At 58.5% G+C, this 21,659-nt stretch carries 17 protein-coding genes; 6 read left to right on the top strand and 11 right to left on the bottom strand.

What is annotated here, in order from left to right; translation table 11 throughout:
• Nucleotides 1–52: 52 nt before the first annotated feature.
• On the bottom strand, nt 53–2,149 hold the full coding sequence (gene flhA / locus HNQ59_RS05390) for a flagellar biosynthesis protein FlhA (protein WP_184036201.1): 2,097 nt from the start codon (nt 2,147–2,149) through the stop codon (nt 53–55).
• 428 nt (nt 2,150–2,577) lie between these two features.
• Between flhA and surE the strand changes: the two genes are divergently transcribed.
• From surE to rpoS, 4 genes are all read left to right on the top strand, one after another.
• Nucleotides 2,578–3,321, top strand: coding sequence for a 5'/3'-nucleotidase SurE (surE, locus tag HNQ59_RS05395; protein ID WP_184036203.1), 744 nt, complete (start codon nt 2,578–2,580; stop codon nt 3,319–3,321).
• On the top strand, nt 3,318–3,977 hold the full coding sequence (locus tag HNQ59_RS05400; protein ID WP_246490856.1) for a protein-L-isoaspartate(D-aspartate) O-methyltransferase: 660 nt from the start codon (nt 3,318–3,320) through the stop codon (nt 3,975–3,977). Before surE ends, HNQ59_RS05400 begins: the two co-directional genes overlap by 4 nt.
• 333 nt (nt 3,978–4,310) lie before the next feature.
• The gene (locus HNQ59_RS05405; RefSeq protein WP_246490857.1) at nt 4,311–5,144 is read left to right on the top strand and encodes a peptidoglycan DD-metalloendopeptidase family protein; all 834 of its coding nucleotides are present in this window, start codon (nt 4,311–4,313) and stop codon (nt 5,142–5,144) included.
• Nucleotides 5,141–6,100, top strand: coding sequence for an RNA polymerase sigma factor RpoS (gene rpoS, locus HNQ59_RS05410; protein WP_184036204.1), 960 nt, complete (start codon nt 5,141–5,143; stop codon nt 6,098–6,100). The genes HNQ59_RS05405 and rpoS overlap by 4 nt, the downstream gene beginning before the upstream one ends.
• A 44-nt stretch (nt 6,101–6,144) precedes the next feature.
• Here the strand turns inward: rpoS and HNQ59_RS05415 are convergent, their stop codons facing one another.
• From HNQ59_RS05415 to HNQ59_RS05430, 4 genes are all read right to left on the bottom strand, one after another.
• Nucleotides 6,145–7,446 carry an SGNH/GDSL hydrolase family protein gene (locus tag HNQ59_RS05415; RefSeq protein WP_246490858.1) on the bottom strand — a complete coding sequence of 434 codons (1,302 nt, stop codon included), beginning with the start codon at nt 7,444–7,446 and terminating at the stop codon, nt 6,145–6,147.
• Between the two features lie 407 nt (nt 7,447–7,853).
• Nucleotides 7,854–9,821 (bottom strand): transglutaminase TgpA family protein, encoded by a 1,968-nt coding sequence (locus HNQ59_RS05420; RefSeq protein ID WP_184036206.1) that lies wholly within the window; start codon nt 9,819–9,821, stop codon nt 7,854–7,856.
• Nucleotides 9,818–10,786 carry a DUF58 domain-containing protein gene (locus HNQ59_RS05425; RefSeq protein ID WP_343074206.1) on the bottom strand — a complete coding sequence of 323 codons (969 nt, stop codon included), beginning with the start codon at nt 10,784–10,786 and terminating at the stop codon, nt 9,818–9,820. The genes HNQ59_RS05420 and HNQ59_RS05425 overlap by 4 nt, the downstream gene beginning before the upstream one ends.
• On the bottom strand, nt 10,783–11,691 hold the full coding sequence (locus HNQ59_RS05430; RefSeq protein ID WP_184036208.1) for an AAA family ATPase: 909 nt from the start codon (nt 11,689–11,691) through the stop codon (nt 10,783–10,785). The genes HNQ59_RS05425 and HNQ59_RS05430 overlap by 4 nt, the downstream gene beginning before the upstream one ends.
• Nucleotides 11,692–11,882: 191 nt before the next feature.
• Between HNQ59_RS05430 and HNQ59_RS05435 the strand changes: the two genes are divergently transcribed.
• Both HNQ59_RS05435 and HNQ59_RS05440 read left to right on the top strand, forming a co-directional pair.
• The gene (locus tag HNQ59_RS05435) at nt 11,883–12,806 is read left to right on the top strand and encodes a histone deacetylase family protein (RefSeq protein ID WP_343074207.1); all 924 of its coding nucleotides are present in this window, start codon (nt 11,883–11,885) and stop codon (nt 12,804–12,806) included.
• 158 nt (nt 12,807–12,964) lie between these two features.
• Nucleotides 12,965–13,171: a hypothetical protein gene (locus HNQ59_RS05440; RefSeq protein ID WP_184036210.1), complete on the top strand. Its 207-nt coding sequence runs from the start codon at nt 12,965–12,967 to the stop codon at nt 13,169–13,171.
• Nucleotides 13,172–13,304: 133 nt separating this feature from the next.
• Here the strand turns inward: HNQ59_RS05440 and HNQ59_RS05445 are convergent, their stop codons facing one another.
• From HNQ59_RS05445 to obgE, 6 genes are all read right to left on the bottom strand, one after another.
• Nucleotides 13,305–14,624 (bottom strand): hemolysin family protein, encoded by a 1,320-nt coding sequence (locus tag HNQ59_RS05445; RefSeq protein ID WP_184036212.1) that lies wholly within the window; start codon nt 14,622–14,624, stop codon nt 13,305–13,307.
• Nucleotides 14,625–14,825: 201 nt separating this feature from the next.
• On the bottom strand, nt 14,826–17,627 hold the full coding sequence (locus HNQ59_RS05450; RefSeq protein WP_184036215.1) for an ATP-binding protein: 2,802 nt from the start codon (nt 17,625–17,627) through the stop codon (nt 14,826–14,828).
• A gap of 57 nt (nt 17,628–17,684) precedes the next feature.
• Nucleotides 17,685–18,344 (bottom strand): hypothetical protein, encoded by a 660-nt coding sequence (locus HNQ59_RS05455; protein WP_184036218.1) that lies wholly within the window; start codon nt 18,342–18,344, stop codon nt 17,685–17,687.
• Nucleotides 18,334–18,816, bottom strand: coding sequence for a GNAT family N-acetyltransferase (locus HNQ59_RS05460; RefSeq protein ID WP_184036221.1), 483 nt, complete (start codon nt 18,814–18,816; stop codon nt 18,334–18,336). The genes HNQ59_RS05455 and HNQ59_RS05460 overlap by 11 nt, the downstream gene beginning before the upstream one ends.
• Nucleotides 18,813–20,072, bottom strand: coding sequence for a hypothetical protein (locus HNQ59_RS05465; RefSeq protein ID WP_184036224.1), 1,260 nt, complete (start codon nt 20,070–20,072; stop codon nt 18,813–18,815). Before HNQ59_RS05465 ends, HNQ59_RS05460 begins: the two co-directional genes overlap by 4 nt.
• Nucleotides 20,073–20,217: 145 nt before the next feature.
• Nucleotides 20,218–21,381, bottom strand: coding sequence for a GTPase ObgE (gene obgE, locus HNQ59_RS05470; protein WP_184036228.1), 1,164 nt, complete (start codon nt 21,379–21,381; stop codon nt 20,218–20,220).
• Between the last annotated feature and the right edge of the window lie 278 nt (nt 21,382–21,659).

A 21,659-nucleotide genomic window follows, 5' to 3' on the forward strand; every position in this document is an offset into this window, starting at 1 on the left:
TACGACACGGCCTTTGCGGCACCTCGTCCTGATCATGCACGATCAAACCGGGCTATTGGTTCCTCCCACCGATTACCGCGACGACTCTGATGTTCTTAGTATCGGGTATCTCGCTATGCGAAACAACCTTTAACTGTGGCACGCTCCGCTTCAAAAAGCGCGACAGGAGCGGTCTCAACGGTGGTGGGGTCATCAGTACCGAAACCAGCCCCTGTTCCTCCCGTTGATTGGCAACCTGCGCAGCTTGTTGCAACAATGCCTCTGCTAGACCGGGCTCCAGCCCGCCTGCCGCAGCCCCTTTCGCTTGAACGGCTTGCAGCAGGATATTCTCCAGTTGTGGGTCGAGCGCGATCAGCTCCAGCTCTCGCGCATCGCCATATATCTGGTGGATGATAGCACGACCCAGCGCGACACGAACGACGGCGGTCAATTCGTCGATATCCTGGGTTTGCATGAAATGGTCGCCCAGCGTCTCCAGAATGGTACGCATGTCCCTGATATGCATCCCATCATCCAGCAAGGCTTGCAGCACTTTCTGCAGCGTGCCGACCGGGATGACTTTGGGCACCAGTTCCTCCACCAGCTTGGGCGACTCTTTGCCGACGTGATCCAACAAGGCTTGTACTTCTTCGCGTCCGAGCAGCTCAGCCGCGTGCTGGTTCAAAATGTTGGAGAGATGGGTGGCCACGACCGTACTGGCATCCACCACGGTATAGCCGAGGTTCTGGGCCTGTTCGCGGCTGCCGCCATCGATCCAGACGGCGGGCAGGCCAAACGCAGGGTCTTTGGTCGGGGTGCCGGCAATCTCGCCCAGCACCCGGCCAGGATTGATGGCCAGAAACATGCCGGCATAGGCGTCGCCGCTGCCGACATCGACACCTTTCAAGGTGATCCGATAGGTGTTGGGTTTCAGCTCCAGATTGTCTCGAATGTGGACAGCCGGGACGAGGAAGCCCATCTCCTGTGCGATTTTTTTCCGGATGCCACGGATGCGGCGTAGCAATTCGCCATCCTGATTGCGATCCACCAATGGGATCAAGCGATAGCCGACCTCCAGCCCGATCAGGTCAACGGGGGCGACATCGGCCCATCCAACCTCCTGCAGCTCTGGTACGGCAGGCGCCGGTGGGGCTTCCTCCACTGGTGGCGCTTCACGCGCCTGCTTCTCGCGCTGGTCCATCCAGTAAGCCAGGCCTGCGGTGGCGGAGGCGATCAGTAGGAAGGGCAGATGTGGCATGCCTGGGATGATGCCCAGCAAGGCCAGTACCGCTGCAGTGATGTAGAGCACCTGAATGCGTTGGAACAGCTGACCGATCAGCTGCTGCGACAGGTCTTCATCAGTACCGACCCGGCTGACGACGATACCGGCGGCGGTTGAGATGATCAAGGCAGGAATCTGAGCCACCAGACCGTCACCGATGGTCAACAGTGTGTAATTCTTGGACGCGGTCGCGAAATCGAGATTGTGCTGCAATATGCCGACCAACAAGCCGCCGATCACATTGATCACCATGATCAGAATGCCGGCCACTGCGTCGCCACGGACGAATTTACTGGCACCATCCATGGAGCCGAAAAACTCGGCTTCCTGCGAGATTTGGGTGCGGCGTTTGCGTGCGTCGTCCTCACCGATCAAGCCGGCGTTCAGATCGGCATCGATGGCCATTTGCTTGCCGGGCATGGCGTCCAGCGTGAAACGTGCGGACACTTCGGCAATCCGGCCTGCACCCTTGGTGATGACCACGAAATTGATGATGGTGAGGATCACGAACACGACGATCCCGATGAAGAAATCACCACCGATCAGGAAGTGAGCGAATGCCTCGATCACCTTGCCTGCGGCCTCTCCGCCTGTATGGCCCTGGGCCAGAATGACGCGCGTCGATGCCACATTCAAAGACAGGCGTAGCAAGGTGGTGACCAGCAACACCGTCGGGAATGCGGAAAACTGCAAGGGTTGCGTGGTGTAAAGGCTGACCAGCAACACGATGATCGACAACGAGATATTGAATGTGAACAGCAGATCCAGCAGAAAGGTCGGCAATGGCAGGATCAGCATTGCCAGAATGAGCAGGATCAGCACCGGCCCGGCAAGGCGGTTGAGGTTCATTCCGCCCAGCGGCGGAAGGGTGGACTGTGGCGCTTCCATCACGATCCCGACCTGTAAATGGCCTTAGTATAACGTGGATCATGACAATTTCACGCAGGGCACGCATTCGCTTCCGCTTGACCGGAAGCGTTTGGTGTTTGCCATGTCGGCGGTTACAATGGGTCGTCCTTCACCCATTACAGCGCGATCTTGCGGTTGTTTGGGACAATTGCCCGGCGGAATATGTACCTGTTCTGCTTGCGATGACGATGCTTTCCTCGCCATGCCGAATGGGCGTGCGCGGCAGAACCTGGCAAGGTGAAGGCGTGCAGCGTCAGTCTTGACGTAAACTGGAAATCATCCAGCCAAGTTCATTAACTCGAAAACAGGGCTCAGCCTCGACTGTGATATGTGCCGAGGGGATCAACCTGTCTGCAATTCAAGGCAAACCTGCTGGTCGCTCGATGGATCAGGGTTTGGGAGGCGGTGTGAATATTCTTCTCAGTAACGACGATGGCTATTTTGCGCCAGGGCTGGCCGCGCTGGCGCGAGCGCTGTCACAGGTAGGGCAGGTCACGGTCGTCGCACCTGAACGGGATCGTAGCGGCGCAAGCAATTCACTGACACTCGATCGTCCCTTGATTTTACGGCGGGCAGCAAGCGGATTCCATTTTGTCAATGGGACGCCGACTGACTGCGTGCACTTGGCCGTGACCGGAATGTTCGACACCCGGCCAGATCTGGTGGTGTCAGGCATCAATCATGGCGCCAATATGGGCGATGATACGATTTATTCAGGTACGGTGGCGGCTGCCATGGAGGGCTTTCAGCTTGGCATTCCGGCAATCGCCGTATCGTTGGCCAGCAAAGCTGGCGCGCATTTCGACACCGCGGCGGAAGTCGCATTGCAATTGGTCAAGCGGCACCTTGCCCAGCCATTTGCTCAACCCATGTTGTTGAATGTCAATGTGCCGGATGTACCGCTCGATCAGCTGGGTGGTATGGAAATCACGCGACTGGGGCGGCGGCATAAGGCCGAGCCGGTAGTCAAATCCACCAATCCACGTGGGGATACCGTGTACTGGGTGGGTGCCGCAGGCGCAGCTGCTGAAGCGGGGCCAGGTACGGACTTCCACGCCGTGGCCAATAAGCGGGTGTCGGTCACTCCTCTGCAGGTCGATCTGACTGCACCCGGTCAGATGCCACTGGTACAGGGGTGGTTGCAGGTATGAAAACCCCTGACCATCGCGGTATCGGCATGACCTCCCCCCGCACCCGCTTGCGGATGGTGGACAAGCTGCGACAGGAAGGCATCCGCGATGAGGCGGTATTGGGCGTGATGGCGGACATTCCACGCCATATCTTTGTGGATGAAGCGCTGGCACATCGCGCCTATGAAAATGTCGCCTTACCTTTAGGGTTTGGCCAGACCATTTCACAACCCTATATCGTCGGCAGGATGACTGAGCTGGTCCGCAGTGGGCAGGCGTTGGATAAAGTGCTGGAGATCGGCACTGGCTGCGCTTATCAAACCTGCATCCTGTCAAAACTGGCTCGCGAGGTGTACTCGATTGAACGAATATCGGGGCTGCTCGACAAAGCCAGGCAGCACTTGCGTGAATTACGCATCATGAATGTCCGGTTGAAGCATGGAGATGGCCACCTCGGTATTCCCGAGGCCGCACCATTCGATGCCATCATGATGACCGCAGCGGCAAGCCATGTGCCGCAGCCCCTGTTGGATCAATTGAAAATAGGGGGCAAATTGGTGCTACCACTCGGAACGCAAGACCAGTACTTGTATATGATCGAACGTACAACTGAGGGCTTTACCGAAACCAAGCTGGAAGCGGTGAAATTTGTACCTTTGTTGTCGGGTACTGCTTGACTTATATTCGCTTTCTGAACTATCGTATTCCCTACTAGACAATTGTTGTTCAACGAGATCAATTACTTCCGACGCTTTGTCGATCCCACTCGTGAAGGAGGCGCGCATCCGCGGTGTAGCCGTGGAGTATGGGCAGTCATCGTAACCACATCGGTTCTGTTGAGTGCTTGCGCGAGCCAGCCTGCGTCGCGAGCACCCGTTATTGACCGATCTGCCGATCGCCCAATCCCCACCGCCAAATCATCACCGCCACCTGCCGCGCCAAGACGAGCTGCCGCTGACCGAGAGCCGGACACGCGTCCCGAGACGTATACCGTCAAGAAAGGCGATACGTTGTACGCCATATCGCTTGAATATGGCTTCGATTATCGCGAATTGGCGCAATGGAACAGATTGGAAGACCCGAACCTGATCAAGGTGGATCAGGTTCTGCGTCTTCGTCCGCCCGCCGACCAGGCTGCTGGCGGAGTGGTAATCGTGACGCCGCTGCCAGCCAATGACATCACGCCTGAGCCTGTTCAGGCGGTGCCGGCGGGTAAAGTGGTCGATGACCCGAAGATGTATAAGCTGCCATACAGCCCAACGGCAGTGGCGCAGATGGAAAAGCTCCAGGCGGCAAAGCCTGTGCCGCCCAAGGAAACCGCCAAACCTGGCGATAAGCCTGATGGCAAGCCGGTGGAGCCGGATAGAGAGCCTGCCCGGAATGGCAGCAAGGACAACAAACCCGAGCCAAAGGATATCAAGCCCGAGGCAAAACCTGACAGCAGGCCCGCCACCAATGTGGATGCTGAAGGGGAAGTGGAAACCTGGCAGTGGCCAACCAGCGGCAAAGTCGTCAGCGGCTTTGCAGCGGGGGGCAAAGGGATCGACATTGCTGGTAGACGCGGTCAGCCTGTGCTGGCGGCGGCTGCAGGTAAGGTCGTGTATAGCGGAGTGGGTTTGCGTGGTTACGGTAAGCTGCTGATCATCAAACATAACAAAACGTATCTGACCGCGTATGCCCACAATCAGCAACTGCTTGTGAAAGAAGGGGAGGTTGTCAACAAGGGTGATCAAATTGCAGAGATGGGAGACAGTGACACTGATAAGGTGAAGCTGCATTTTGAGATCCGTCGGTTTGGAAAACCGGTGGACCCGATCAAATTCTTACCGGCTGACAAATCATGAGCGCAAAATTGACCATCGAAGAGGAAGATATCGTCGAAGAGGATGAACTGCTCGAAGCAGAGCTCGACGAGGAGGCGGACAACGAAGAGGCATCAGCGGAAGAACAAGAAAACAATGCCACTGAAGTAATCAATGATGTCACTCAGATCTATTTGAATGACATCGGACACAACGCCCTGCTGACGCAAGAGCAGGAGCGAATGTTGGCAAGACGTGTGGTGGCGGGGGATTTTGAGGCCCGTCAGAAAATGATTGAACACAACCTGCGGCTGGTTGTGAATATTGCCAAGCATTACATCAATCGTGGTATGGCTTTGCTTGATCTGATCGAGGAAGGCAATATCGGTCTGATGCATGCGCTGGAAAAGTTTGATCCTGAGCGTGGATTCCGATTCTCGACCTACGCGACTTGGTGGATACGGCAAAGCATTGAGCGGGCGATCATGAATCAGTCCCGTACCATTCGCTTGCCGGTGCATGTCATCAAGGAGCTGAACGTCTATTTGCGCGCTCAGCGGCACCTGGAAGCGCAGATGGGGCGCGAGCCCACTGTTGAGGATGTGGCCCACCTGCTGGGTAAGCCGGTTGATGATGTGCGCCGGGTGTTGAACCTGAATGAACGCATGGCATCCCTGGATGCGCCGTTGGATATCGATCCGATGCTGTCGATCGGTGAGTCGATTCCTGATGAGCAGCGAGATGGCCCAGAGGATATCTTTCACAGCGCAGAGGTGGAGCGCTATGTGCGTGAATGGCTTGGGCAGCTCAACGACAAACAACGCATGGTGATCGAGCGGCGGTATGGTTTGGGTGGGTATGACGTGTGTACTTTGGAAGATCTGGCAGAAAGCCTGGGCCTGACACGTGAGCGGGTTCGCCAGATCCAGATTGAAGCGCTGGAAGGCTTACGTCGTTTATTGCGGCGACGAGGTGTTACAAAAGAATATTTGCTGTGAGCAGCAAACAGAAAACGGCCCGGTGATCCCGGGCCGTATGTTTTTCAACGGAGCATGCTGCTGTATTGATTGCGGATGAAGGTTTCGACGTGAGCCGCAAGCTGGCGATGGGTTGCGGTGGTTGGATGCAGGGTGTCCCAGAACACATATTGACCTGGATCGGTGCAGGTGCTTCTGGGCTCGTGCTTTTCCAGATATACCGTTGAAGACAGGCTGCGGATATTCAGGCAGCTCTCGGTGGTATTGGTCATCCCGTATTGTGCTGGGTGCTGCAGCATGTCATCAAAGATCTGGCTGGCATCAAAGAGCGTCAGCTGCTTGGTGCCGCCGTACCGGGTCCGCATCTCGTCCACCAGGCTGGTAAGTTTGGTGTTGAATGACTGAACTTGTTGGGCAGCCTGTTCGCCCCCTGTTTTCAATTTGAAGACGGGTGCTTTCTGGAGTGCAGGCAGATTCAGCAGTACGACGTATTTGGCGCCACCATCCAGCAGCGAGATGAGTGCCCGGCGCATGGCTGAAATGGCTTGGTCAGGGGTGCGGCCATAATTGAGCAGATCATTGGCACCTATCCACATTGTGAACAGGGTGTGCTCTGGTTGATAGTCGGGCGCTTTCCGCATGTACTCCTTCCAGGATGTGATTTCTTGCTCCAATCCTGGCACAACCAGATACTTGTCTGTGCCCGCCCCACCAATTGCCCAGTTATACAACGGTAGATTCAGCGACCGGGCCAGATACTCGACCCAGACCAGACCATTGCTGAATCGACCGCCCAACCAGCTGTGACCAGGGAGTTTCCACTGGCTGGCGTTGTACATGTTCTGGGTATCGGACAGGCTGTCGCCAAAGGCGATGACTTTGTTGAAGCCAGGGCCTTGTGCCGCTGTGTCATTGGTCCAGATGGTGTAATTGAATGATATGGCGTGATCTGCCGCCAAGGCGGAGATGACCGGGCGTTGAATCCCCTTCCGGGCCAGGGTCTGCTCGCAAACCGATTTCAGCGTGTCCTGTGTGGTATCGCTGTAGAACATGTTCTCCCAGTGAAACGCACCGCTTTTCCACCAGCTGCCATGTACGCGGTACCAGTCGCCACTGACTGGGTCCTTGGCCCACTCATAGGTAGCTCTTGGGTGCAGTGGGCTGTCGCTGATCTGGTACCAGCAACGCAAGTAAGTGTAGGTGCTGCCCGTGTGAGGGGGAGCGGGGGAGGGCTCATTGGCGAAGTGGTATGGATTTGCCTGGATGCCGGCAACGGACGAGGCAGCGCTCAGCGGCGCTGCTTCATCACTTGCGAATGTCGGACTGATCAGGGGGGCCAGCAAGATGCCGATCATCAGATATTTCATATGGCTTCCTTCAATCATGATCGCTATGCGCGGGCATTAATTGGTCTATATGCATGCTTTGCCGCCAATGTGAATTGGCGCGGCTGACTCAGGCCGGATGCTTTGGCACGACAACGAGCTGGATGACACGTTTCCGACAAGGTGTGTAAACGAGTCTTTCAGGTAGACACCCATGATGTTCGATTGGTTTCATATGGGTGTATTGTTTGATGGGGTTGGTGTCGTGCAAGGCATTAATTTAATGTGAAATTATGGATTTTTTGATTTTTTAAAATATGGCATTAATGCAATATTCTTATATGCAGTAGGCGTATTTTTGATGGCATTACTGCCGGAGCGGCCTCGTGGATATGGATCTTCCGGCAGTCTCTGCCCCATCCTGCATGGAGGGTGGGGCTTGGGGCGGGTCAGCGGGGAGGGAACTGCCGAACTTTTGCGATCAGTTCGCGAGTCCGTTGTTGATCGGGTTCTGATAGGTATCTCAGATGCAGGTACAAGCGCCCGATATCGTGGATGGCATCGGCAAACTGCGGCAGTGTGGCGGCTGCGCGCTCGATCAGATGTGATGGCCCCTCATGTGGCGGGCTGTGGATGCCGAGTTTTGCCAGCCGTAGCCGGAACAGCTGCCATGCCCCTATAACCGGGCTTGGTCTTGGGGGGCGGCCTCTCAGCCACAGCCAGAGCAGCACTGGCAGCCCGGCCAATGCGCCACCGATCAGCCAGCTTCCCACCATGCGGGCGGACAACATGTCTTCAATGCCGAATTGGCGTAGCAGATTGGCCTGTCGCTGGGTGTCATACCCCACCACCCATTGATTCCAGCGATTGACCATGCTGTCGAGCCCATAGCGCAGCATGCGCAACACTTCGGGTTGTCCCCGCAGGGTGAAGGGTAGCAGGTCAGATTGTGGCAGTGCGGCGGCCAGGCTTTGTTCGATACGTTCCCGGGCTACCGATGCCGTGGGGTCTACCCGCACCCAGCCTTGGTCTTGCAACCAGACCTCGGCCCAGGCATGCGCGTCGCTCTGGCGGATGATGAAGTAGTTGCCGACCGGGTTGTATTCACCACCCTGATAGCCCGTGACAACCCTGGCGGGAATCTGCATGGCCCGCATCAAAAAGACGAATGCCCCAGCATAGTGTTCACAGAACCCACGGCGGCTGCCGAACAGGAAATCGTCCACACTGTCACGCCCCAGGATCGGAGGTTGCAGCGTGTAGAAGAATTGTTCCTGGTTGAAATGCCGGAGCACTGCCTGCACGGCGGCGGCAGGTTGTGGGTGTTGCTCGCGCAGCTTCTGTGCGAAGGCGATGCTCTGTGGGTTGAAGTTGGCTGGCAGCTGCAGGCCACGCTTGATTTCCGTGCTGGTGGCGGCAAGCCGGTAGCGTGTGGCGGATCGCACCGTATAGCGCTTCAGCTCAGCAACGAGACCTTTGTTCAGCATCTGATAGTCGGCATTCAGCCGGGCATCGTCTGGCAGCCGTGTCGGCAGGTCCATGGCGAACAGCCAGTCTCGACGATGGGGCTCCAGCGTGACGGTGTAGTTGTATTCCGCTCCTACCTGGGTTGCGGGGTGGGGTGGTGGGAGCTTGTTGCTCAGCCAGCCCTGGTGCCAGGTGCGGCCATCGAAATGCCAGAGCACAGGCCCTCGCCAATAGAGCTGGGACTGCATTGGTCGCCCTGAGTCGAAGGTGACACGAAACGCAATGTCGGCAGATTGAGACAGTTCAGCGATATTGCCCGGCGACATGGTGTCCGACAGGCCCGTAGCGGCTGCCGACTTGTCATCAGGCAAGCGCCAGAGCGGCCCCTGAATGCGCGGAAACAGCAGGAACAGCAATACCATCACCGGCAGGCCCTGGGCCACGAGTACCCCAGCGGTTTTCAGGCGAATGCGCCATGTGACGGGCGTCACGCTGTGCAGGCCATGCAGGGCCGCAGTGACGATAGTCAACTGTACGGCCATGGCCAAAGCGGACAGCATGCCCTGACCAAACAGGAACTGGGTGATGATCAAAAAGTAGCAGAGCAAGACCACCAGCACGGCGTCCCGTCGGCTACGCGTCTCCATCAATTTGAGTGCGACCAGCATGGCAAACAGGCTGACCCCGGCCAAGCGGCCAAACAAGGTGCCATAACTGAGCAGTGTCGCGCCTGCGGTGCCAAGTGTAATCGGCGTCAGTAGCCACTTGTGCGGTAGCGGGCGGTGCTGCCACACCAGCCAGGCACGCCAGGCCAACAGGCCCAGCGTGGCAAAGGGCGCCCAGGGACTCAGATGTGGGGCGAGCGGAGCGAGGCAAACCGCCGCCGCAAACAGCAACCACCAGGTGTGGAACAAACCCAGTTGATCGCGTGGATTGACCGGCTGGCTCATACGTCCTCCAGTCCGAACAAGGCCAATGCTTGCAGGCATTGGTGCCGGTGGGCGGGGCCAGCATTCGGGGCGAATTCCTTGGATGGTAGGCGCAGCCCGTACTCCAGCCCGCTTTGATCCGCCAGCAATACCCAGGCAGTCAGCCTGGACAGTCTGGCTTCCACGCCCATGCCCGCAGGCATTTGCTGCCAGTCGAGCCACATACGGCCACTGCTTTCGCCGCTGAATTGCTTGGTGTAGAGCCCCTCATCACGGGCCGCATATTTCCAGGCGATGTGGCGGGGGGAATCACTTGGCCGGTGTGGACGCAACCCGGCAAAGTCATCGAAGCCGTCGCCCTGCCGCTTGCCCAGCTTGCCGTTGCCGCTGGGCGGGGGAAGCTCGGTACCTTGCTCGGGGGCAGGGTAGACCAGACAACGCACGTCGAATTCGGCGTAGGACCACGCGTAGAACAGCCCAAGTGGATAGCGATTGGAGAGGGTCAGGCGGGGCAGGAGCAGGTAGCCGCGCTGGTGGGTCGGCAATTCCAGTTGCACGTCGGCATTGCCCTGCGCCGGTACATCAGCCATGACGGGCTCTGCGCCGGTGGCCGCCAGATTGAGCGCCCGGCGTGCATGCTGGGTTGGGTTATCGATGACGATCTCGAAACGTGCAGGGTGCCCGGCGAAGACCGGCTGTGCTTTGCCGTAACGTAGCCGCAGTCGGGACTGATTGCGAAAGCAGTGGTACATGGAGGCGTGGCCGATGCCAACCAGCCAGAAGGCCAGGACATAGCCCAGGCTCAGATCATAATTCAACGACCCCACCAGCAAGATCAGCAGCAGTAGCGCAAAACCCGCGCCGAATCGGGATGGGATGATGAAGATCTTGCGGTGGGTCAGCTCGATGGGGCCGGGGATCGGGCCGGTGGGCTGAAACAGCAGGCGCTTCAGGCGGCTGAGCGGAGAGACAGCGGCGAACCTCACGGAATGGCAACCTCGCGCAGCAAGGCGTTGATCTCCTCATCGCTGGCCATCTGGCCATTGGCACTCAACAGACGGTGCCCGGCCACACCGGGCATCACCGCCTGCACATCCTCCGGCAGCACAGCCTGGCGGCCATCCAGCAATGCCCAGGCACGGGCGGCATTCAACAAGCCGAGCCCCGCGCGGGGGCTGAGGCCGTTGGCGTATCGAGGGCTTTGGCGGGTGTGCAGCAGCAAGGCTTGCAGATAGTCCAACAGGGCATCGGACACCCGGATGCGCCTTACCGCCTGTTGCAGCGTTTGCAGCTCAGCCACACTCAGCCGGGCAGCCAGGTCGGCAATCATCATCCGGCGATCCTCCCCAGCCAACAACGCCCGCTCAGCCGCTGCATTTGGGTACCCCAGCGCAATACGCATCAGGAACCGGTCGAGCTGCGACTCCGGCAGCGGAAATGTGCCGATCTGCTGCTGCGGGTTTTGGGTGGCGATCACGAAGAACGGCTCCGGCAGGCGATGCGTGATGCCATCCTGTGTCACTTGGCGTTCTTCCATGGCCTCCAGCAAGGCGCTTTGGGTCTTGGGGGTGGCGCGATTGATTTCATCGGCCAGGATCACCTGCGTGAACACCGGCCCTGGATGAAAACGGAACTCGTTAGCGGCACGGTCGTAGACCGATACGCCGATCAGATCTGCTGGCAACAGGTCGGATGTGAATTGGATGCGCTGGAACTCCAGCCCCAGGGTTTTGGCCAGGACATGGGCCAATGTGGTTTTGCCCACCCCGGGCAGGTCTTCGATCAACAGGTGCCCGCCAGCCAGCAGACAGGCCACCGAAAGCCTGATTTGATGAGGTTTGCCGAGGATGATCTGATCGATCTGACTGAGTGCTGCGTGAAGTGACAACATGAAAACCTATCTCGATGAAGTAAATCTCAAACAGACCGCACGATGCCGGGCTGCTTCGTATTAAAATATGGGCCCAGGCGCTGAATTTTGACCCATGCCCTGATGGATGCCGACAACGGAGCCTGATTTCATAATAAGCTGCAAAAGGCCAGTCATTGCTTAAATGGTTGATCAATAGATGGAGGAGCCCAGTGCTCACAGCATTCATCACGCACCCAGACTGTCTGCTGCATGATATGGGCACATATCACCCTGAATGCCCACAGCGCATCCAGGCCATTGAAGACCAGTTGGCCGCCAATGGGCTGATGGATTTCCTGTGGGCCGTCGAGGCACCGCCGGTCACGCATGAGCAATTGAGCCGCGTCCATACCCAACGTTATATCGAGCAGGTTGAAAGCAGCAGCCCCGCGCAGGGCATTGCCCACCTCGACCCTGACACCGCCATGAATTGCCATACCCTGAAAGCCGCCCAGCGGGCCGCGGGTGCCGTGGTCAAGGCGGTGGATGTGGTGGTGGGCGGCGAGGCCCCCAATGCTTTCTGTTGCGTGCGCCCACCTGGGCACCATGCGGAGTCCCGCAAGGCGATGGGCTTCTGTTTCTTCAACAATATCGCTGTGGGTGCCGCCCATGCTATGTTGCACCACGGTCTGGCGCGCGTGGCGATTGTCGATTTCGACGTGCACCACGGTAATGGCACGGAAGAGATCTTTCACGGCAACCCTCGTGTGTTGATGGTGTCAACCTTCCAGCATCCGTTTTACCCCTATTCGGGTGAGCGCCCTATGGGTGACAACATGGTCAATGTTCCCTTGCCAGCCGGCACGCGGGGGGATGCATGGCGTGAAGCGGTCAGTGCCCATTGGCTGCCCGCCCTGCGACAGTTCCAACCCAGTCTGATCATGATCTCCGCAGGCTTCGATGCGCATGTGGAAGACGAAATGGCCTCGTTTGGCCTAGTGGAAGCAGACTTTGCCTGGGTGACCAGAGAATTGAAAGCCGTAGCCGACGAGTGTGCAGAAGGACGGATCGTTTCGGTGCTGGAAGGCGGCTACGCCTTGTCTGCCCTGGGACGGAGCGTGGTGGCCCATCTGCGGGTGCTGTCGGGGCTGTGAGCCCGCTATCACCCATGTGATCGCCATAGCAATAAATATTGTGAGCGGCTGCAATTCTGGCTGGGTGGTAATAGTCCAATGTATATCGGCTCATGGTCGAGCCCTTCGGTTGCACTGGTCAGTCAAAACGTCTGATGGCATTGGCCCAGGAGGTAATCATGGCTTCCCGTCACGCTCAACAAGGGTGGTATAACAGTGTCGCAGTGATCAGCCTGATGGCGGTTGCTGTGTTGTTTGTCGCTCAGCCCTGGATACCGCTGGCGCTGGTGGCGACATTGGTGGGTTGGGGGATGGTGGTGGGGGCCAATAAAGGCATTGCCTATTTACGCCACTATTACCACGATCACCATCCACACCTGCATTGAGCCAAGACCCGATACGATCGAGTACTGTCGGCGCACCTGTCAGCCCTGTTGCCTTGCTGGCAACAGGGGGCGTTCGTCTGCGCCAGTTTGGCCTGCAGGGCGGTTGTCGGAAAGAGGCGGGTGGCGGTTGCCATTACATGGCGGGGCTGTCCGGGGTGGCCTCGGGTTCATCATCGGCCAGCGGGGTGGCCAGCACCTTGTCGATACGTTTTCCATCCATATCCACCACCTCGAATCGCCAACCTTCCCAGTCCGCATGATCGCCGGTGCGCGGCACGCGACCCAGCAACAGCATGACCATGCCGCTCAACATGTGATACTGGCCTCGGTCCTCTTCCGGCACATGGCGCAGCTCCAGCTTGTCTTTCATGTCGAGGATGGGGATGGCACCATCCAGCAGCCAGGAGCCATCTTCCCGCTGCACCGCCCAGGCGTCGTCGGCATTGTGGGAGGCGAATTCACCCGTCACTGCCTCCAGCAGGTCACGCAAGGTTGCCATGCCGATGATCTCGCCATATTCATCCACCACGAACGCGATCTGCATGTTGCTGGTGCGGAATTGCTCCAGTAATTCCATGCCGGTCAAGGTTTCAGGCACGTAGACAGCCGGTTGCAGGTTGTGGCCGAAATCCGGGGCCTGGCCGGTTGCAGTGTAGGCCAGCACCTGTTTGGCATGAATGACGCCCAGCAGGTGATCAAACTGGCCATCACAGACGGGGAACCGCGAATGCTCTGACTCGACCAGTCTGCGCAGGTTTTCTTCTGGGGGGAGTTGCAGATCCACAAAGACAATATCGGCACGGGGGATCATCAACGAGGCGAGCTTGCGTTCATCCAGGCGGAAGACATTTCGCACCATGGCATGTTGATTCTGCTCGATGACGCCTGCTTCGTTGCCTTCATCCAGAATGGCGTGGATCTCTTCCTCCGTCACCTGCTGGTTCCGGTCTTGGCGCACGCCCATCAGCTGTAATAGGGTCTGGGTCGAGAGTGATAACAGCATGACGAAAGGTCGGGTCAAGGTGGCCAGTGCCTGCATCGGTCGGGCCACCAGTCGTGCGATCGGTTCCGGGCTGATCTGTCCCAAGCGTTTGGGAACCAGCTCACCGATGACAATCGACACATAGGTCACCACCAGGACCACCACTGCGGTGGCACCAATACTGGCGGCGCGTTCAGGCAGCCCCAGGCTCTGCAGCCATTGTGCGAACGGTGCAGCCAGTACGGCTTCACCGACAATGCCGTTGAGAATGCTGATCGACGTGATGCCGATCTGCACGGTCGAGAGGAAACGGGTCGGGTCTTCGCCGAGCTTGAGTGCAATCTGTGCTGCACTGTCTCCCTCTGAAGCCAGCTTCATCAACCGGGCTTTCCGTGCTGTGACCAAGGCGATTTCGGACATGGCAAAGACGCCATTCAGCACAATGAGCCCGAGTAGTATCAGATATTCCATGCGGTTATTTTGTGATTGGAGGAATGTTGTGGATCAATATGATCGACGTTTGGTTCCAAAAAACAGCGCTTGCGGCCATGCAGTGTGATTGTAATGAGCATCGGTGCTGGGCAGCGTGCCGCTGCCCAGAACAGGCTCCGGCCCGGTGAACGGGCTGATTTCAACAACACGGCTCCATTGTTCATCTTCACCACGACCTGATCAAGTGCCGCCTGCGGGTCGTTCGCGCACTGTCACCATGATTGGCTGTGCATAGCCTTCTCCTGGTTGCTTCTTGCGGGTCACCAAGGTCAGCTCGGAGGGCTCGAACACGTTCACATTATGCGTGGTCGGGCTGGTGATCAAATACTGTGCTTGGGTGGATTTCAGGAAGCTGGCCACTTTGTCGATGTTGAAGATATCCAAATGGGCAAACGGCTCGTCGATGAACACAAAGCCACCGGGCCGGGCATCATCCATCATCATGCCGATCAACAGGATCAACGACTTCATTACCTGCTGGCCGCCTGATGCCTCGCCATCGTTGAGGCCCATCATGCCTTTGCGGTCGAAGTTGAACTGAACGGTCAGCCCAGCCTGCGCCAGTACGATGTCGTCGTTTTCCAGGTGTGGCATGTCGGCATGCACCTCAATGCCAGCCAGCTCGCCCAGGGCGCGGATATTCTTCGCATAGCGCCGCACCGTGTTGCGCAACACATTGATGTAGGCACCGCGTGCGTCATCACACAATTGGCCAGCCCGGTCGAATTCACGCTGCCGGGCCGCCGTTTGGAATTCCAGGGCATTGAAATCTGCCTGCAATTTGTCCCGGCGCTCGATCACGCTGTCGTCGGTCTCCCAGGCTTCCTGCTCGAAACGCCGATCGATCTCATCCATCCGCCGCCGCACGGCGCCCAGTGTTTCCCAGGTGGCTTTCAGCTGCTTCAATCCGTGGCGAGCCACCCACTCGGCGGGCAGGCGTGTGCGCATGGCGCGGATGGCCTCGTAACGCGCAACCTGTTCACGACGGTGGGCGACGCCCGCGCCGCGCAGGCGCTCGACTTCGACCCGCATCTGTTGGGCACGGTCGATCTGTTGACTCTGTCGTACCTCCAGCTTGCCACGGTGTGCCTGCGCCTGCTCGAAAGCCTGGTTGGCGGCAATCAGCTGGTCGCTGGCTTGCAGCGCCTTTTCTTTGTGGATCTGCAAGCTGTCATGCGCCAGTTTGAATTCATCGGCCCGTGCGGCCAGCATATTGGCCGCATCCACGCCAGCCACCTTGGCCTGCAGGATGCCGATGCGGTTGGCCAGTGGCTCCATGCGGTGTTCCAGCTGCTCGATTTGTGCATCGAGCCGCGCCCGTTCCTCCTCCAGCGCTGCTCGCCGTGATTTGCGGGCTGCCTCGCCAAAATGATACTCGTGCGCAGCCACCCCGATGAAGCGGCCCCCTCGGCGCTCGCGATGAAAGCCCTCACGGGTGATCCATTCGGTATCGTTACCCAGTCTGGCGCCCGCCGCAGCGTCTTCCACCCGCTGCACGCGGTTGAGTTGGCGCATCAGCCAGTCGGGCGCGTCGCTGTTGAATCGAACCACTTCCAGCACAGAGCCCCGCTCGGCACGGGGCGGGTGCTGGCGCTCAGCCACGACGAAATGGCGGTACTGCAGCTTCTCGCCAAGCGCCCAGGCACGGGCTTTGTCTTCCGGTCGTTTCAGCAGGACGACATGCTTGAACGGTGCCATCATGGCCTCCACGGCGCCTTGCCAGGTGGGGTCAGCGACTTCCACGATGTCGGCCAGCATCTCGTGGCGGATGCCAGCCTCATCCAAGGCCGCACGGAAACGGTCAACAAAGGCAAAGCTGGGTTGCTGGCCGCCTCGCAGGGCATTGGCGAGGGCCTGGGTGTCGTCGCGTTCTTTTTTCAGGCGTTTCAGATCAGCGTGCAAGGAGGCAAATTCAGTCCTTTTCTGACCCAGCTCATCGATTTCGGCGGTCAGGTCACCACCTTGCGCACGGGCCATTTCCTGGAGCTTGGTCTGTTCGCTGAGTTTGGCTTCGAAGCCACGGATTTCTTCCCGCAGCTTCATGAAGGTGTTGTTGGCTTCCGTTTGCGCCAGCTTGGCCTTGGTAAGGGCCGGGCCTGCATCATGCAGCTGTTGTTCGATGTCGTGCAGCTTTTGCTGACAGTCTTCCAGCGCATAGTGCCTCTCGCGCAGATTGCGCCGAGCGCCCAGATTCTGTTGTCGGGCGTTGAGCATGGCGACGATCAACTCATGCAACTCAAGCCGGGGGAGGGTTTCGGTCTGCAGCGATTCGCGCTCGGTCTGCAGATGTTGCCATTCCAGATAGCGATTGGCCTTGCCAGTAAGGCTTTCCAGCGTGGCACTGAGCTTGGCGAGGCGGCCATCGAGTTCTTCCAGCTCTCGCTCGGCCTGTTTTTGTTCCTGCTTGGCTTGTTGATAGTTGTCGAGCACTTCCTTTTCGCCAAACACCTGGAACACCAGATCCAGCAAAGCGCGCGGGGAGTATTCGCAGAGCTTGTCGGTATCGCCTTGCTCCAGCGCCAGCACTTCAGCAATGGCAGGGGTCAGGCCTGCGGATTCCAGACGACGACGATAGTCATTCACCCCCAGCCATTGCCCACGCGCTTCGATCTCTTCGATCGATACGTCGCCTTCGCAGATGGCATATTGGCGTGACCAGTCGCCCCCTTGTTTTTTGATACGGCAGGCGAGGGTGATTTGCTGATCCAGAAACGGGAAAAACGGGTAGCGCCCAGAAGCAGAGCGCTCGTTGTCTACGATGCCACGCAGCCAGGCAACAGGCTCTTTGGCATTGCGCACATAGCGCTTGTAGTCACGCTTGCCGGAACATTTCAGAGCCAGCAGGGTCCGAAAGCCGTCCAGCAGGGTGGTTTTACCTGAGCCATTGGGGCCGATGATGGTGATGATCTGGGCATCGAGCGGCAGCGAGAATCGCTGCCAGAAATCCCAGTGCATGACTTCAAGTTTGCGAAAATGGAACATGATCTCTATGGGCGTGAAGGGTGCGCTGTCGCACCACCATGCATGATTGAATGATCGTTATAGCAAGGAGACTTGACTGTCGGGCCGTTCCCGCATCCGCTTGACGACATCGCCCAGTGCGCCCTCGATGATGCGGGGGGCGAGTTTGGCGTAATCGATCAACAGATCGAGCATCGGCCCTTCGTAAATGACCTTGTTGCGCCGCGAAATGAAGCCCAGCTTGGAGAGCACGCCGAGATTGGTGCTGAAGCGCATGCGGCCCCCCAGCTGTTCGCCAAAGTCGGCATAGAGTGCGCTTTCCGGAATGCCGGATGATACGTCTGCCGTGGCGGGCAATGGCTTGGCCTCCGCAAACATGTCGGACTGCGCCGCCTGCTCCTTTTCACGCCGCGCAATCTGCCGCTCGCGCTTGGGCAGGATGATCAATGCCCAGATGATGACCAGCAAGGCGATGCCATCGCGCGGCAAGCCGATGTTGTTGGATAGCCAGGCATCGTGCGCGCCGAATACGGCTTCCTCCACCTCGGGCTTGACGCCCACGGCGATATGTTCGGCGTAGGGGTTCTCCAGCAATACCAGACCACAGGCGTGCAGACGTTCATCCAAGGCCTGCCGGAACATGTCGTCGGTCAGCGCACGCCGGGCCAGTTTGTCATTGCGGTCGATGTACCGATGCGCCATCAGGCGTGCGATCAGGGTTTGCAGTTCATTGTCCATGGGGTGGGTACTCAGTCGTGTTGCGGGCCTGCATGTGGCGACGGTATTTCACAAAGGCATATTTGCTGGTCGGGTCGAGCCCAACGGCACGGAACAGGGCATGGGCTGCGGTGCGTTGCTGGCCGCTGCTCAGCAGCATCTTCGAGCAATCCCGCGCTACGCAATGCGCCTCGATGGTCTGCATGAGCTGCCTGCCAACCCCCTGGCTGCGGTGGGTGATATCGACCACCAGGTTCTCGATCACCGCGAAGGGCTGTTGGCCGAACATCGCATCCTGGCAGTAATGGATGTGCGCGGTGCCGATCACCTTGCCCGACAGCTCTGCGACCAGTAAGGTCTGCTGCGTATCTGCGGCCAATCGGGCCAAGTGTTGCGGGCAGACTTGTATCTGCGGGCTGGCAGCCAGTTGCTGATAGAGTCCGGCCAGGGCATCTGCATCCGCTGGTGTGGCACGACGAAACAACAGGGTCATCGCGGCCCTTTCGGTTTGACGACGCCGCCACTCATCTGCGCCACGCCGTTTTTGTTGACCATGGCCAGCTCGGCCTGGATGTCGAGCCTGAGTGGCAGGCGGGCGATGTCGGCCACTGGACCATTCAAAGCTTGTGATTCGGGGTCGTTCAATAGTGCCAGTAGCGACATACGGTAGGCGGTCTGGGCGTAATTGGCGCCCAGTGCGACATCTGCAATCGGCTGTGGCTGGTCGAGCGTAGTCAGGCTGTCGCGGAAATCCTCAGCGAACAGCAGTCGTTCGATCTCGATGTGATCCGTGGTGGGCGCGTCCAGCGCGGATGGAATGATGGCGTCGCGCACCTGCTCTCGCTCCCGTTCCAGCAGCTCATATTCCGCAATGTCCAGCATCTCGCTTTCTGTGACGAACACAGGTTGCGGGTGGGCCTGCAGGCATCCATTCAGCAGTGGGGTGGCGTGTACGCCCTGCCGGCGCAGCCAGTCGGCAATGTCGGTCGAGGTCATCCCTGATTCGCCCAAGTGGACACGTTGTGACTGGATGTTGTTCAAGGTGCGCTGAAACACCGCTGTCATCCGAAGCATGCGGCTCTGGGCCTGGCCAATGGCCTGGGCGACGCGGTGGGTGGGGCCGTCCAGCTCATCGTCAGCGGTGATGGCGCGGATGATCTCGGTGCCTTTTTCAACCCAGTGCCAGACTGAGTCGAGCTTCTTTTGCGCAGCGCGAATCACGAATTCGGACGCAGACAGTACGGCTTGTTCAAACTCAGCTTGCAGCTCATTCAGCCGGCCCAGCAAATGCTGCAGCGCCTCTACCGACACCTTGCCGACAGATTGGCCTGCGGCGACCTGGGCGGTGATGAAGCCCAGCTCGGCATCATCATCTTCCGAGAACCCCAGCAGTGTGGCGATGGCGGCCAGCGCCATGCGTGCAGATGAGCTCAGTTGGTAGACGGATTCATCGTTGTCCCAAACCAGCAATTCGTTTTCACGCAAGCGATTGAGCACGGTGTTGAGTTTGGTCGGATCAAGATAGGCGAAGGTGGCTTTTAGCTCTTGCGGGCTCCAGCGAGGGGCCTCAGCACGGCCACCGATTTCCCGCAGGATCATCAGTCGGATGAGCACCTCGTCATCCCCCCCTCGGAACAGCGTGATGAAGGCATTCAGCGCTTCACGTGCACGCAGCAGGGGGAAGAGGGCGGGAAGGTCTGCCAGCTCGACGCTGGGCTTGAAGAAATCGGCGAGGGGGTTATCTTGCATGGGGCAATTGTAGCAGGCCCGGTGCCCAGTTCGTATGCGAGATCGCCGCTTGGGCCGGGCTGGCGGGGTTTCATGGCCCGTCAGCACAGCCTGGAGAGGGGCAAGGCAACCCATGACATGCCCACAGGGCATGTCATGGACTACATCAGGCCTGGTCGCTGGCAGGACTTGGCGTGGTCGGCGGCACCATGTCGTTCAGCTCGATCACACGAGCCCGCGCCGCTGCTTCCTGTTGCTCCGCAGCCTCTCGCGCCTTCATCACACGCAGGTTCACCAGATATTCCATGATGGATTGGCAGAGCAACTGGCAGCCTTCGCCTGTCAGTCCTGCAATCACGAAATAGCGTGGTTGATACGGGTCGAAGTCGGCCATTGAATCACTCGCCTGCCAGCCATATCGCTTCAGGAAATCCTCGATCCGTTGCTGGCGTTCATCATCTGCCACCATGTCCAGCTTGTTCAAAACCAGCCAACGTGGTTTGCGATACAGCTCCTCGTCGTATTTGCGCAGCTCCTCAACAATCGCCTGCGCTTCCTGCACCGGATCGACACTTTCATCAAACGGAGCCAGATCAACGAGATGCAACAGCAGCCCGGTGCGTTGCAGGTGCTTCAGGAAACGATGCCCCAATCCTGCGCCTTCCGCTGCCCCTTCAATCAAGCCAGGGATGTCGGCAATCACGAAACTGTGATTGTGATCAACCCGCACGACACCCAAGTTCGGGTGCAGGGTGGTAAAAGGATAATCAGCCACTTTGGGGCGGGCCGCCGAAACCGCACGGATGAAGGTCGATTTGCCTGCATTGGGCATCCCCAAGAGGCCCACATCGGCCAACACCTTCAACTCCAGCTTCAGCTCGCGACGCTCGCCTTCTTCACCGTGGGTGAATTGGCGTGGGGCACGGTTGGTCGATGATTTGAAATGGATATTGCCCAGGCCACCCTTGCCGCCTTTTGCCAGAACAGCCTCCTGACCATCATGGGTCAGATCGGCCACCACTTCACCGGTAATGGCATCGGTGATCAACGTACCTACCGGCATGCGCAGAGCGATGTCTTCCGCACCTTTGCCGTAACAATCCGCTCCTCGACCATTTTCACCATTACGCGCCTGGTAACGCTTCACGAAGCGATAGTCCACGAGGGTGTTGATATTGATATCGGCAATGGCAATCACGCTACCACCGCGTCCCCCATCGCCGCCATCCGGGCCGCCACGTGGGACAAATTTTTCACGACGCATACTGGCGGAACCATTACCGCCTTTGCCGCCGACTACTTCAATCTTGGCTTCATCAATGAATTTCATGGCGTCTGAATCGCCTTTCTTTCAACGCTCGGGCTGGCGTGCCGAGATGGGGAGCCAGCCTGTCTGTTACTGTGCAGATGCTTAATCATGGCCGATATCAGATCCGTCAGCACCGGGCTGCGGCGATGGTGGATCGGCGGGTGCGGCATGAAATACCTATGAACCTATCCCTATCTTGGCGAGGTGCCTGCATAAGCCGCAGGGGTCGCGCTGTCGATGGTATACGCCAGCCTTGCTACAGCACGCTGATGGCGGCTTCGCTGCAAGGTGGTCTCCCA

Source organism: Chitinivorax tropicus (genome assembly GCF_014202905.1).
Classification (GTDB): Bacteria; Pseudomonadota; Gammaproteobacteria; order Burkholderiales; family SCOH01; genus Chitinivorax; species Chitinivorax tropicus.

Excerpts from the sequence above, each read along its gene's own strand:
- HNQ59_RS05400 (WP_246490856.1), top strand. The coding sequence starts at position 3,318 with ATGAAAACCCCTGACCATCGCGGTATCGGCATGACCTCCCCCCGCACC.
- HNQ59_RS05430 (WP_184036208.1), bottom strand. The coding sequence starts at position 11,691 with ATGTTGTCACTTCACGCAGCACTCAGTCAGATCGATCAGATCATCCTC.
- HNQ59_RS05455 (WP_184036218.1), bottom strand. The coding sequence starts at position 18,344 with ATGGACAATGAACTGCAAACCCTGATCGCACGCCTGATGGCGCATCGG.
- obgE (WP_184036228.1), bottom strand. The coding sequence starts at position 21,381 with ATGAAATTCATTGATGAAGCCAAGATTGAAGTAGTCGGCGGCAAAGGC.
- HNQ59_RS05445 (WP_184036212.1), bottom strand. The coding sequence starts at position 14,624 with ATGGAATATCTGATACTACTCGGGCTCATTGTGCTGAATGGCGTCTTT.
- HNQ59_RS05450 (WP_184036215.1), bottom strand. The coding sequence starts at position 17,627 with ATGTTCCATTTTCGCAAACTTGAAGTCATGCACTGGGATTTCTGGCAG.
- flhA (WP_184036201.1), bottom strand. The coding sequence starts at position 2,149 with ATGGAAGCGCCACAGTCCACCCTTCCGCCGCTGGGCGGAATGAACCTC.
- HNQ59_RS05415 (WP_246490858.1), bottom strand. The coding sequence starts at position 7,446 with ATGAAATATCTGATGATCGGCATCTTGCTGGCCCCCCTGATCAGTCCG.
- HNQ59_RS05465 (WP_184036224.1), bottom strand. The coding sequence starts at position 20,072 with ATGCAAGATAACCCCCTCGCCGATTTCTTCAAGCCCAGCGTCGAGCTG.
- HNQ59_RS05440 (WP_184036210.1), top strand. The coding sequence starts at position 12,965 with ATGGCTTCCCGTCACGCTCAACAAGGGTGGTATAACAGTGTCGCAGTG.
- HNQ59_RS05420 (WP_184036206.1), bottom strand. The coding sequence starts at position 9,821 with ATGAGCCAGCCGGTCAATCCACGCGATCAACTGGGTTTGTTCCACACC.
- rpoS (WP_184036204.1), top strand. The coding sequence starts at position 5,141 with ATGAGCGCAAAATTGACCATCGAAGAGGAAGATATCGTCGAAGAGGAT.
- HNQ59_RS05460 (WP_184036221.1), bottom strand. The coding sequence starts at position 18,816 with ATGACCCTGTTGTTTCGTCGTGCCACACCAGCGGATGCAGATGCCCTG.